General features: G+C 73.9%; 13 protein-coding genes. 9 read left to right on the top strand and 4 right to left on the bottom strand.

Features of this window, described 5'->3' with window-relative positions; genetic code table 11:
* Positions 1 to 101 precede the first annotated feature (101 nt).
* Positions 102 to 740: a TetR/AcrR family transcriptional regulator gene (locus tag AC069K_RS31905; protein ID WP_478622040.1), complete on the top strand. Its 639-nt coding sequence runs from the start codon at positions 102 to 104 to the stop codon at positions 738 to 740.
* 42 nt (positions 741 to 782) lie between these two features.
* On the opposite strand, the gene AC069K_RS31900 is transcribed toward AC069K_RS31905, so the two are convergent.
* The 4 genes from AC069K_RS31900 to AC069K_RS31885 all read right to left on the bottom strand — a co-directional run bounded on the left by AC069K_RS31900 (position 783) and on the right by AC069K_RS31885 (position 4,261).
* Positions 783 to 1,106 (bottom strand): DMT family transporter, encoded by a 324-nt coding sequence (locus AC069K_RS31900; RefSeq protein ID WP_358832395.1) that lies wholly within the window; start codon positions 1,104 to 1,106, stop codon positions 783 to 785.
* A 69-nt stretch (positions 1,107 to 1,175) separates the two neighbouring features.
* Complete coding sequence (rsgA, locus tag AC069K_RS31895; RefSeq protein ID WP_365108430.1) at positions 1,176 to 2,189, bottom strand: ribosome small subunit-dependent GTPase A; 1,014 nt, start codon at positions 2,187 to 2,189, stop codon at positions 1,176 to 1,178.
* Between the two features lie 15 nt (positions 2,190 to 2,204).
* Positions 2,205 to 3,530 carry a 3-phosphoshikimate 1-carboxyvinyltransferase gene (aroA, locus tag AC069K_RS31890; protein WP_365108433.1) on the bottom strand — a complete coding sequence of 442 codons (1,326 nt, stop codon included), beginning with the start codon at positions 3,528 to 3,530 and terminating at the stop codon, positions 2,205 to 2,207.
* Positions 3,531 to 3,556: 26 nt separating this feature from the next.
* Positions 3,557 to 4,261, bottom strand: coding sequence for a M50 family metallopeptidase (locus tag AC069K_RS31885; protein WP_365108436.1), 705 nt, complete (start codon positions 4,259 to 4,261; stop codon positions 3,557 to 3,559).
* Between the two features lie 49 nt (positions 4,262 to 4,310).
* Here AC069K_RS31885 and AC069K_RS31880 point away from each other — a divergent pair, with 49 nt between their 5' ends.
* From AC069K_RS31880 to def, 8 genes are all read left to right on the top strand, one after another.
* Positions 4,311 to 5,132: an SOS response-associated peptidase gene (locus tag AC069K_RS31880; RefSeq protein WP_478622036.1), complete on the top strand. Its 822-nt coding sequence runs from the start codon at positions 4,311 to 4,313 to the stop codon at positions 5,130 to 5,132.
* Positions 5,133 to 5,264: 132 nt separating this feature from the next.
* A complete protein-coding gene (locus AC069K_RS31875; protein ID WP_478622035.1) occupies positions 5,265 to 5,900 on the top strand; it encodes an alpha/beta hydrolase family protein in 636 nt (211 codons plus the stop codon).
* A gap of 239 nt (positions 5,901 to 6,139) precedes the next feature.
* Positions 6,140 to 6,784 (top strand): sigma-70 family RNA polymerase sigma factor, encoded by a 645-nt coding sequence (locus tag AC069K_RS31870; RefSeq protein WP_180357259.1) that lies wholly within the window; start codon positions 6,140 to 6,142, stop codon positions 6,782 to 6,784.
* Positions 6,781 to 7,074: a mycothiol system anti-sigma-R factor gene (rsrA, locus tag AC069K_RS31865; protein ID WP_358832388.1), complete on the top strand. Its 294-nt coding sequence runs from the start codon at positions 6,781 to 6,783 to the stop codon at positions 7,072 to 7,074. Before AC069K_RS31870 ends, rsrA begins: the two co-directional genes overlap by 4 nt.
* Positions 7,075 to 7,327: 253 nt before the next feature.
* Positions 7,328 to 8,710 carry an HD-GYP domain-containing protein gene (locus AC069K_RS31860; RefSeq protein ID WP_478622033.1) on the top strand — a complete coding sequence of 461 codons (1,383 nt, stop codon included), beginning with the start codon at positions 7,328 to 7,330 and terminating at the stop codon, positions 8,708 to 8,710.
* A 17-nt stretch (positions 8,711 to 8,727) separates the two neighbouring features.
* On the top strand, positions 8,728 to 10,023 hold the full coding sequence (locus AC069K_RS31855) for an HD-GYP domain-containing protein (protein WP_478622084.1): 1,296 nt from the start codon (positions 8,728 to 8,730) through the stop codon (positions 10,021 to 10,023).
* A 113-nt stretch (positions 10,024 to 10,136) separates the two neighbouring features.
* Positions 10,137 to 11,126, top strand: coding sequence for a tetratricopeptide repeat protein (locus tag AC069K_RS31850; RefSeq protein ID WP_358832386.1), 990 nt, complete (start codon positions 10,137 to 10,139; stop codon positions 11,124 to 11,126).
* 59 nt (positions 11,127 to 11,185) lie between these two features.
* Positions 11,186 to 11,818, top strand: a complete 633-nt coding sequence (gene def / locus AC069K_RS31845) for a peptide deformylase (protein ID WP_358832385.1) — start codon at positions 11,186 to 11,188, stop codon at positions 11,816 to 11,818.
* The last annotated feature ends 52 nt before the right edge of the window (positions 11,819 to 11,870 follow it).

Here is an 11,870-nt window from a genome sequence, read left to right as displayed (position 1 = left end):
ACACCGGCCATGGTCCCCCTCCCGCCCGCCGCGGCTCTTGACAGTGCCGGGGCACGCGTCAACCCTGAGGACGGCCCGCTCGCACGGCCCGGGGAGGCGCGATGCCCACAGCGCGGGAAGCCCTACTGGACGCCGCCGTCTCGGCGCTCACGGCACGGCCCTGGTCGGCGGTGCGGATGGTGGACGTGGCCGCGGCCGCCGGGGTGTCCCGGCAGACGCTCTACAACGAGTTCGGCAGCAAGGAGGGCCTGGCCCGCGCCCTGGTGCGGCGCGAGGCCGACATCTATCTGCGCGGCGTCGACCGCGTCCTGGCCGAACGGGTGGGCCCGGCCGACCGGCTGGTCGCGCTAGTCGAGTGGACCGTGCGCTCGGCGCGCACCAGTGCGCTGATCCGGGCGCTGCTCACCGGCTGCCGGGACGAACGGCTGCCCGCCCCCCGCGCGCCCCGCACGCTGGGCGCGCACTCTCCCGTACCGGCGCAGCGGCGCGCGGACGCCGGGGTTCCGGGGCCGTCCGAGCTGGTGGCGACGGTACGGGACCGCTCGCTCGCGGCGCTGGAGAAGGAGCTGCCCGGGGTGGAGCCGGGGGAACTCGCGCGCTGCTGCGAGACGGTGGTGCGGCTCGCCCTCTCGTACGTGATGGCGCCGGATCCGGGGCCGCCCGCGGGGCCCGGCGGGACCGGCCACGCGGCCCATGTCCGGGCGGTCCTGGCCCGCACACCGGTACGGCCCGCGCTCTGAGCACGGGCGCCGGGGCGGGCAGGCGCGCGCCCGGCGCGGGCCTCAGTGCGCCGAGCCCGAGATCTGGAGGCCGATCACGCCCACGATCACCAGCGAGATGGACACCAGTTTCAGCGTGGAGACCACGTCGCCGAGGAAGACCATGCCGTAGATCGCGGTGCCGGCCGCGCCGATGCCCGTCCACACCGCGTACGCCGGGCCGACGTCCAGCTTCCTCAGGGAGAGGGTCAGCAGACCGAACGAGCCCAGCGCGAAGGCCGCGAAGGCGATGGTCGGGGCGATCCGGGTGAAGCCGTGCGACAGTTTGAGGCAGACGGCGAACCCCGTCTCCAGGATTCCGGCGACCACCACCAGCAGCCACGCCATGTCCAAGCCCTCCCGCAACACATAGGTGACTGCTCGTCATCGCTAGGGCGATTATGCACGCGGCGCCCGTCAGTCGCCCTCGTGGCGCTCCCGGGTGGCGAGCAGCCGGCGCAGCGAGTAGAGCCGCGCCGGGTCGGCGTGCCCCTCCGCGACCCAGGCGTCCAGCGCGCACTCCGCCTCGTCGTGGCTGCACGCGCGCGGGCAGTTCTCGGTGCCCGGCACCAGATCGGGGAAGGCCAGGATGACCCGGGACGGGTCGACGTGGTGCAGGCCGAACGACCGTACGCCCGGGGTGTCGATCACCCAGCCGCCGTCGCTGCTCGCCAGCGGCAGCGCGAGCGCCGAGGTGGTGGTGTGCCGGCCGCGGCCGGTGACCGCGTTGACATGGCCGGTGATGCGTCGGCGGTCCTCCGGGACCAGCGCGTTGACCAGCGTCGTCTTGCCGACACCGGAGTGGCCGACGAACGCGGTGGCCTTGCCGCCGAGGTGCGCGCGCACCCGGTCCGCCGCGTCGCCGCTGTAGAGCTCATCGCGCGAGGTGACGACGTGCGGGACGCCCAGCGCCCCGTACATCTCCAGGAGTTCGTCCGCCGGGGCCAGGTCCGACTTGGTGAGCACCAGGAGCGGGGTGAGCCCCGCGTCGTACGCGGCGACCAGGCAGCGGTCGATCAGCCGCGGGCGCGGCTCGGGGTCGGCGAGGGCGGTGACGATCGCCAGCTGGTCCGCGTTGGCGACGATCACCCGCTCGAAGGGGTCGTCGTCGTCCGCCGTGCGGCGCAGCACCGAGCTGCGCTCCTGGATGCGGACGATCCGCGCCAGGGTGTCCTTCTCGCCCGAGAGATCACCGACGATCATGACGCGGTCGCCGACCACCGCGGCCTTGCGGCCCAGCTCGCGGGCCTTCATCGCGGTGACCGTGCGGCCCTCGACGAGACAGGTCAGCCGGCCCCGGTCGACGGTGAGGACCATGCCCTCGCAGGCGTCCTCGTGCTTGGGGCGGATGGTGGTGCGGGGACGGTTGCCCTTGCGGTTCGGGCGGACCCGGATGTCGTCCTCGTCGGGGTTCTTGCCGTAGCGGCGCATCTGCTCAGGCCCCGCTCAGTTTCCGGCCCCGGTCAGCATCCCGGTCCACATCCGCGGGAAGTCGGGCAGCGTCTTGGCGGTCGTCGCCACGTTCTCGATCCCGACGCCCTCCACGGCGAGGCCGATGATCGAGCCGGCCGTGGCCATGCGGTGGTCGTCGTACGTGTGGAAGACACCGCCGTGCAGGGCGCGCGGGCGGATGTGCAGACCGTCGGCGGTCTCGGTGACGTCACCGCCGAGCTCGTTGATCTCCTTGGTGAGGGCCGCCAGGCGGTCCGTCTCGTGCAGGCGCAGATGGGCGACGCCGCGCAGCGTCGAGGGCGAGTCGGCCAGCGCCGCCACCGCCGCGATGCCCGGGGTGAGCTCGCCGACCTCGCTCAGGTCCACGTCGATGCCGTGGATCGCGCCCGAGCCGGCGAAGACCAGGCCCCGCTCGGTCAGCTCGCAGGAACCGCCCATCTCGGTGAAGATCCGCCGCAGCTGGTCGCCCGGCTGGGTGGTGCGCTCGGGCCAGTCCGGGATCGTCACCTTGCCGCCGGTGATCAGGGCGGCCGCCAGGAACGGCTGGGCGTTGGAGAGGTCCGGCTCGACGGTGAGGTCGCGGCCGAGCAGCGCGGACGGCGAGACCCGCCACACGTTCGGCTCGCCGCCGGTCTCCGGCTCGTCCACCTGCGCGCCGACCGAGCGCAGCATGTCGACGGTCATCCGGATGTGCGGCATGGACGGCAGGGTGGCGCCGGTGTGCCGCACCTCGACGCCCTGGTTGAAGCGGGGCGCGGAGAGCAGCAGCGCGGAGACGAACTGGGACGAGGAGGAGGCGTCGATCCGGACCCGCCCGCCGTCGAGGGCGCCGCTGCCGTGCACGGTCAGCGGGAGCGCGCCCCGGCCGTCGTCGTCGATCCGCGCGCCGAGCGCGCGCAGCGCGTCGATCACGCCGTTCAGGGGCCGTTCGTAGGAGCGGGGGTCGCCGTCGAAGCGGACCGGGCCGTCGGCGAGGGCGGCGACGGGCGGCAGGAAGCGCATGACCGTACCGGCGTTGCCCACGTCGATGGTGGCCGGGCCGTGCAGACCGGCCGGGATCACGCGCCAGGCCTCGCCCGAGCCGTCGGGGCCCACGCCCTCCTCGATGCCGACGCCGAGGGCGCGCAGCGCCTCGGCCATCAGCAGGGTGTCGCGGGAGCGCAGGGGGCGGCGCAGCCAGCCGGGCTCGGCGGCGAGGGAGGCCAGCACCAGCGCCCGGTTGGTGACCGATTTCGATCCGGGCACGGTGACCGTCGCGTCGACGGCTCCGCTTGCGACGGGGGCGGGCCAGAGGGCGGGGTGCACGGGCGTTTCGGTCATGGCTCTCACTTTAGTGGGGGGAGAACCTAGAGTCCGAGCAGCCACCGTCCGCCGCCGATGAGCGAGCAGACCGAGACGGCGTGGAAGAGGAAGAGCCAGAGCGCCGGTGGTACGGACGTGAGCCGCGCCAGCTGGTCGGCGTCGGAATCACCGCTGTTGTGCCGGCGCCGCTTGGCCTGGAGCTCGAAGGCCGGCCGGACGCCCCCGAGCAGCAGGAACCACACCACCGCGTACGCGAACGCGGACTGCACGTCGGGCGAGGTCAGCCAGGACACCAGCAGGAAGGCGGCGCCGCTGAGGACCACGGTGAGCACGCCGTACGCGTTGCGGATCATCACCAGCATCACGAGCAGCAGGGCGGTGGCGATCCAGAGCAGCAGGGTGACGCGGTGGGCCGCGAGCAGCCAGGCGCCGCCGAGGCCGAGCAGCGGGGGAGCGGTGTAGCCGGCGGCGGCGGTCAGGATCATGCCGAGGCCGGTCGGGCGGCCCCGGCTGACGGTGAGGCCGCTGGTGTCGGAGTGGAGCCGGATGCCGTCCAGCCGGCGGCCCGTGAGCAGGGCGACCAGGCCGTGGCCGCCCTCGTGGGCGATGGTGATCGCGTTGCGGGACAGCCGCCAGACGCCGTGCGGCAGCACGACGGCGAGGGCGGCCACGGCGGTGGCGACCACCAGCCACTGGGCGGGGGCGGCCTGGGTGTCGAACACGTGCAGATCGGGCAATGCGTCGGCCATTTCCGGGACGGCTCCTCGTGGTGGGCTGCCGCGTGGCAGGGTGACGGTCATGTGTGGGAGGTATGCGGCGAGTCGTGGCCCCGAGGATCTCGCGGACGTCTTCGGGATAGAGAAGTGGGACCCCGATCCGGGCGGGGCGCTGGCGCCCGACTGGAACGTGGCCCCGACCAAAGAGGTCTACGCGGTCCTGGAGCGTCCACTGAAAGACGCGGACGACCCGCGTCCGGTTCGCCAGCTGCGCAAGCTCCGGTGGGGGCTGGTGCCGTCCTGGGCGAGGTCGCCGGACGGGGCGGCCCGGATGATCAACGCACGGGCGGAGACGGTGCACGAGAAGCCGTCCTTCCGCCGCCCCTTCGCCGCCCGCCGCTGCGTCATCCCGGCGGACGGCTACTACGAGTGGGTCACCGGAGCGGACGAGCGCGAGCTGGAGGTCGAAGGGAAGCGGAAGCGGCCGCGCAAGCAGCCGTACTTCATCTCCCCGGCGGACGGGTCGGTGTTCGCCATGGCCGGGCTCTACGAGTTCTGGCGGGACCGGTCGCTGCCGGAGGACCACCCGGGCGCGTGGTGGGCGACGTGTTCGGTGATCACGACGGAGGCCGAGAAGGGGCCGCTGGGGGTGGCCCCGGCGGAAGGGCCGTCCACCCTCTACGCGATCCATCCCCGGATGCCGCTGATGCTGCCGCCCTCGCGCTGGGACGCGTGGCTCGACCCGTCCACGACGTCCCTTGAGGAGCTCCGGGGGCTGCTGGCCCCTCCGCCGGAGGGGCTGATGCGGGCGTACGCGGTGTCGACGGCGGTCAGCAATGTGCGGAACAACGGGCCGGAGCTGCTGAAGGAGCTGGCGGGCCCGGAGGAGGGGACGCTGTTCTAGGGGGCCTCGCCCCCGCCCCCGGGATGGGTTTCCTGGTCATCCCGGGCCGTCCGCCGCCGGTCGTGGGATGACCCGCGCCCCCGGGGGGGCCGGGAACGCCGTGGAGGTCGCGGCGCCCGGCAGGATGGGGGCGTGACCTCCACCGATCTTGTCGAGACACCCGCCGGGGACGCCCGGATCACCTGGCACCGCGCCCGTACCCCGCGGCTCCTCCTCGCCCTCGGCCACGGCGCGGGCGGCGGCATCGAGGCGCGGGACCTCGTCGCGCTCGCCGGTGCCCTGCCCCCGCTCGGCGTCAGCGTCGCCCTCGTGGAGCAGCCCTGGCGTGTCGCCGGGAAGAAGGTGGCGCCCGCGCCCAGGACCCTGGACACGGGGTGGCGGGCCGTGTGGCCCGCCCTCGCCGCCGCGGGGGTGCCCGTCGTCGCCGGAGGGCGCAGCGCCGGGGCGCGGGTCGCCTGCCGGACCGCGCGCGAGCTGGGCGCGCACGCCGTGCTCGCGCTCAGCTTCCCGCTGCACCCGCCCGGACGCCCCGAGAAGTCCCGCGCCGGGGAGCTGCTCGGGGCCGGGGTGCCCACCCTCGTCGTCCAGGGCGGCAACGACCCCTTCGGGCGGCCGGAGGAGTTCCCCGAGGGCGCCTACGAGCGGGTGGAAGTGCCGTCCGGGGACCACGGGTTCGCCGTGCCCAAGCGGGGCTCCCTGACCCAGGAGGAGGCCCTCGGGATCATCACCGACGGCGTCGGGCGCTGGGTGGGCGCGCTGCGGGAATGACACGTACCGGCCCGCTGTTGTGACGGACGTAAACATCCGCAGGGCCGTTATTTCGTGGACAGGGAGTCCGTCGCATGGGTTCGACCATCTGCCCCAGCCGCTCACGCGCCGCTGACCTGGACTGGACGGTGCTGTCGGCGCCCAAGACCGCTCCTATTGGAGCGGCGGCCGGACCGGATCGTCGTCTATTCTCCGATTCGAGCGGGTCCGGTTTCGGACTCGTCACACCGTTCGAGGAGGTGGGTCCGGTCACAGGGACCGACGACGGCCACGTGGAAGAGTCGACCGCCGAGCGCAACGCGCGCTTCGAGCGGGATGCCCTCGGCTACCTCGACCAGATGTACTCGGCCGCGCTGCGCATGACGCGCAACCCCGCGGACGCCGAGGACCTGGTGCAGGAGACCTACGCCAAGGCATACGGCTCCTTCCACCAGTTCCGGGAGGGGACGAACCTCAAGGCTTGGCTCTACCGGATTCTCACCAACACCTTCATCAACTCGTACCGGAAGAAGCAGCGCGAACCCCAGCGCAGCGCCGCCGAGGAGATCGAGGACTGGCAGCTCGCGCGCGCGGAGTCGCACATGTCGACCGGACTGCGGTCGGCCGAGTCGCAGGCGCTGGACCACCTGCCCGACTCCGACGTGAAGGAAGCCCTCCAGGCGATCCCCGAGGAGTTCCGCATCGCCGTCTATCTGGCGGACGTGGAGGGCTTTGCGTACAAGGAGATCGCGGACATCATGGGTACACCCATCGGTACGGTGATGTCCCGGCTGCACCGGGGCCGCCGCCAACTGCGCGGAATGCTGGAGGACTACGCCCGTGACCGCGGGCTCGTCCCGGCCGGCGCCGGCGAGTCGGACGAAGCGAAAGGCTCGGGCTCATGAGCTGCGGAGAGCCGCACGAGACGGACTGCTCTGAGGTCCTGGACCATCTCTACGAGTTCCTCGACCACGAGATGCCCGACAGCGACTGCAACAAGTTCGAGGTGCACTTCGAGGAGTGCTCCCCGTGCCTGGAGAAGTACGGTCTCGAACAGGCCGTGAAGAAGCTGGTGAAGCGGTGCTGCGGGTCCGACGACGTCCCCGCCGACCTGCGCTCCAAGGTCATGGGCCGGATCGACCTGATCCGCTCCGGCCAGGCCGTGCCGGACCAGGACATCGTCACCGAAGGCTGAACCGGGAACCGAACCGGGAGCCGTCCCCGGTTCCCTGACGTTCCCCGCGCGAAGAAGGGCCGCTGCCACGGGCGCGGCCCTTCTTCCGTGCCGCGGGGTCCCGCGCGATCGTGTCCCGCGAGATCCTTTCCCGCGCGCCTGTCACCCGAAGGTGCTAATCCACCGGGACCTGAACGGTTCAATCCGACAATGCGCCTACCCGCCGTCCCGCGCGGGCCTATCCTCCCGATCCGGAGCAGGAGGGAGGCGCGCCATGGACCGACCGCGGCGGCGGACCCTGCCCTGGGGGGCGCGTGCCGTTCTCCTGGGCGCGGTGGCGGGCGCGGGGGCGTGCGCCCTGCCCGTGGTGCGCGCGGACGTCCCCTGGGGCGCGCTGGGCCTGCTCGCCGGGCTGTACGCGCTGTGCGAATGGCCCGCGCGCTGCCCGTTCCTCGCGGGGCGCCTCACCGTCCCGAGCGCCTCCGGCTGCTTCTTCCCCGTGCTGCTCGCCGCCGCGTTCCTGCTGCCGCCCGCCGCGGCCGCGCTGGTCGCCGTCCCCGGCGCGCTCCTCACCAGGGCCGAACAGGAGCCGCGGTCCCTGCGCCGCCTGTGGCGCGCCGCTCAGCTGGCGCTCGCCGTGGGCGCCGCCGCCGAGGCGCACGCACGGCTCGGCGGACGCGCCCTGCTCGGCGGCACCCCGGCCGCCCCGGCCCCCGACTTCCCGTCCGTCCTGCTGCCCGCCGGGGCCGCCGCCCTGGTCTTCTGCGCGGTCCTGGCCGCCCTCGACGGGCTGATCCTGTGGACCGCCGAGCGGCTGCCCGCCCGGACCGCCTGGCGCGGGCTGCTGCTGCGCTCCCTGGGCCCGTACTGCGTCCACGGCCTCGCCGGGCTGATGATGGCGGTGCTCTGGCGCAGCCCGTACGGGCCGCCCGCCGCCCTGCTGGTGCTGCTCCCGATGTACGTCTCCTGCTGGGTCTTCGCGCAGTACCACCGCGAGCACGCCGCCCACCAGGCCACCATCCGCGCCCTGGTGCAGGCCGTCGACATCAAGGACGCCTACACGCGCGGCCACAGCGAGCGCGTCGGGCTCGCCTCGGTGCTCATCGCCCGCGAGCTCGGCATGGACGAGAGCCGCCTGGAGGTGCTGCGGTTCGCCGGGATCCTGCACGACGTGGGCAAGCTGGGCGTGCCCACCCGGCTGCTGCGCAAGGACGGGCCGCTCACCCCGCAGGAGCGCGCGGTGATCGAGCTGCACCCCGAGTACGGGCACGAGATGGTGCGCGGGATCGGCTTCCTCGGGGAGGCGCGCGCCGCGATCCTGCACCACCACGAACGGCTCGACGGCAGCGGCTACCCCTACGGCCTCGCCGGACCGCAGATCCCCGAGTTCGCCCGGGTGGTCGCCGTCGCCGACGCCTTCGACGCGATGACCTCGACGCGCTCCTACAGCCGCGCCCGGCCGGTGCGGACGGCGGTCGAGGAGCTCCAGCGGTGCGCCGGACGCCAGTTCGACCCGGCGATGGTGCGGGCCCTGGTGCGCGCCCTCGACCGGCACGGCTGGCACCCCGCGGTGACCGCGGACGAGCCGGACCGGGGCGCGGGAGGGGCGCGCGGAAACGTCTCGGCGTGCGACTCCGCCCCGGCCGGGCGCCCATGAGCCCGGGGCGGGCGCCCATGGGCCCGGCGCGGGCGCGCGCGGTGCCCTCCACCGTCGCCGGGGTGTACGGGGCCGCCGCGGCCCTCACCGCCTGGGCGCTGGCCGCCACCTTCTGGTCCGGGGTCGACGAACCGCGGGTCGCGCTCGCCTTCGGGGCCCTGGTCGCCGTCGGGGAGCTGGCCCGCTGGGGGGACGGGACGGACGGGGCCGACGGGGACACCGTCCGCGAGTGCGCGCCGCTCGGCTCGGCGGGCGCCCTCGCGTACGCCCTGCTCGGCCGGAACGCCGGGCACGCCACCCACCACGGCGTCCTTCAGGCCGTCGCCGTGGTGCTCGCCGCCGCCCTGGTCGGCGCGGTGCCGCACGTGGCACTCGGCCGCGGCCCGAGCCTGGACCAGATGGCCCGGCGGGTGCTGACCGTCGCCTTCGCCGCCGCCTGCTTCCAGCCGCTGTACAACTCGGGCGCGCTGGAGCTGTGGGTCGGGCACGGCCCGTACTACGCGCTCTTCCTGCTGCTCGTCCTGGTGCTCACCGCCCTGTGCGACGCGGTCCTCGCCGCCGCGCTGCTGCGGGCCCGCACCTCCTTCCCGTACGGTCCGCTGCTCCGCGACGAGCTGCGGGCGCTGCTCGGCGTCGGCTCGGCGGTCTGCGCCACCGGCGCCGTCATCGCCCTCGCGGTCGCCGTGGCGGGGCTGTGGGCGCTGCCGGTGTTCTGTGTGCCGCTGCTCCTGACCCAGCTGGCGTTCCGGCGGTACGCGGCGGTGCGCACCACCTACCGGCAGACCATCACCTCGCTCGCCCGCGCCACCGAGATCGCCGGCTACACCCAGCCCGGCCACGCCCGCCGGGTCGCGGTGCTCAGCCGGGCCGTCGGGCGCGAGCTGGGGCTCAGCGAGTCCGAGCTGACCGTCCTGGAGTACGCGGCGCTGATGCACGACATCGGCCAGCTCTCCCTGGTCGACCCGGTGCCCGCCGGGGCGACCGCGCCGCTGCCCGCCGCCGAGCAGCGCCGGATAGCGCTCCTCGGCGGGGCCGTGGTGCGCCAGACCGGGGTGCCCGCCGAGGTCGCGGTGATCGTGGAGCGGCAGGCCGACCCCTACCGCGAGCAGCCGCTGCCCGCGAGGATCGTGCGCGCGGTCAACGCCTACGACGACCTCGCGGGCTCTCCCGGCGGCCCGGGCGGCTCCCTGAGCTCCCTGAGCGCCCTGGAGCAGCTGCGGCTGGGCACCGGACGGGACTATCAGCCCGAGGTCGTCGAATCCCTCGCACGCGTCCTGGCCAGGGGCTGTCTGACCCTGGCGGCACCTGGGTAACCCAGGAGTAATGAGCGGCCTTCCGGCCGGGCATGGTTGGATGCGAAAGAACCCAGAAAACTGGGAGACCGAAGACCGGCTCGGAGGCAGGTCGGTCTGGGCAGGCGGGAATCGTGAGGATCTTCGGCAAGGGACGGCACCGGCCCTCCGCCTCGTGGCGGCAGGCCACGGACCGTGCGTTCACGCTGATCGGCGACGGCAGGTACGAGGACGCCGGCGCGCTGCTGACGCGCGCCGCGGACCTGGAACCGTGGCTCTCCGAGTCCTGGTTCAACCTGGCGCTGCTCCACAAGTTCCGGCACGACTGGGAGCAGGCGCGGGCCGCGGGCCTGCGGGCCGTGGCGCTGCTGGACAAGGAGACGGGCGCCCCCGACTGGTGGAACGTCGGGATCGCCGCCACGGCGCTCCAGGACTGGCCGCTGGCGCGGCGGGCCTGGCAGGCGTACGGACTGAAGGTGCGCGGCTACCAGGAGAGCGCCACCGGCACCGGTGAGCCGCTCGGGATGGAGCTGGGCAGCGCGGCCGTACGGCTCTCGCCCGAGGGCGAGGCCGAGGTGGTGTGGGGACGCAGGCTGGACCCGGCGCGGATCGAGGTCCTGTCGATCCCGCTGCCGTCCTCCGGGCGGCGCTGGGGCGAGGTGGTCCTGCACGACGGGGTGCCGCACGGCGAGCGCACGGTCGCGGCCGGGCCCTCCTTCCCCGTCTTCGACGAGATCGAGCTGTGGGCGCCCTCGCCGGTGCCCACCTGGGTGGTGCTCCTGGAGGCCGCCACCGAGGCCGACCGGGACGCCCTGGAGCGCCTCGCGGCCGACGCGGGCTTCGCCGCCGAGGACTGGTCGTCGTCGGTGCGGCTGCTGTGCCGGGCCTGCTCGGAGTCGACGATGCCCAGCGACGAGGGCGACGGCGAGCACCTGGACCCGCACGACCACAGCGAGCCGGGCCACCCGGGCCCGCTGGGCCACCGCACGGCCGGCGACCTGTGGGTGCCCGAGCGCGAGTGCGGGATCGCGGCGCCGCCCGGACTGGTGCGCGGACTGCTCGACGGCTGGGTCGCGGACAGCCCCGACAGCCGCGAGTGGCGGGATCTGGAGGAAGTCTGCTGACCGCCCCCGTAGGCTGTACGGGTTCGGAATCGGGTTTTTGAGGAAGGCGTACGGCGGACATGTCGCAGCAGGAGACGGACCAGCAGGTCGGACACGACGGGTTCGTCGTCGACACGGAGGACTGCGAGGAGCGCGAGCAGGCGTACCGCGCCCGGGGCACGTCCCGGCCCATCACGGTCGTCGGCAACCCGGTGCTGCACAAGGAGTGCAAGGACGTCACCGCGTTCGACGACGAGCTCGCCGCGCTGATCGACGACATGTTCGCCAGCCAGCGCACCGCCGAGGGCGTGGGCCTGGCCGCCAACCAGATCGGCGTGGACCTGAAGGTCTTCGTCTACGACTGCATGGACGACGAGGGCGTGCGCCACGTCGGCGTCGTGTGCAACCCGGTCCTGGAGGAGCTCCCCGCCGACCGCCGGGTCCTGGACGAGTCCAACGAGGGCTGCCTCTCGGTCCCGACCGCCTACGCGGAGCTGGCCCGCCCCGACTACGCGGTGGTCCGCGGCCAGGACGCCCAGGGCAACCCGATCCGAGTGCGCGGCACCGGCTACTTCGCCCGCTGCCTCCAGCACGAGACGGACCACCTCTACGGCTACCTGTACATCGACCGCCTCTCCAAGCGCGACCGCAAGGACGCGCTGCGGCAGATGGCGGAGAACACCCCGCGGTACGAGGTCGTCCCGAACGACTAGCGGTTCGCCCGTACGGCGAAGGGCCCCGCGCCACGGACGGTGCGGGGCCCTT

The organism is Streptomyces sp. NPDC043908, assembly GCF_056435525.1.
The sequence above is the reverse complement of the archived record's forward strand: the minus strand, read 5'-3'. Positions and strand labels throughout refer to the sequence as shown.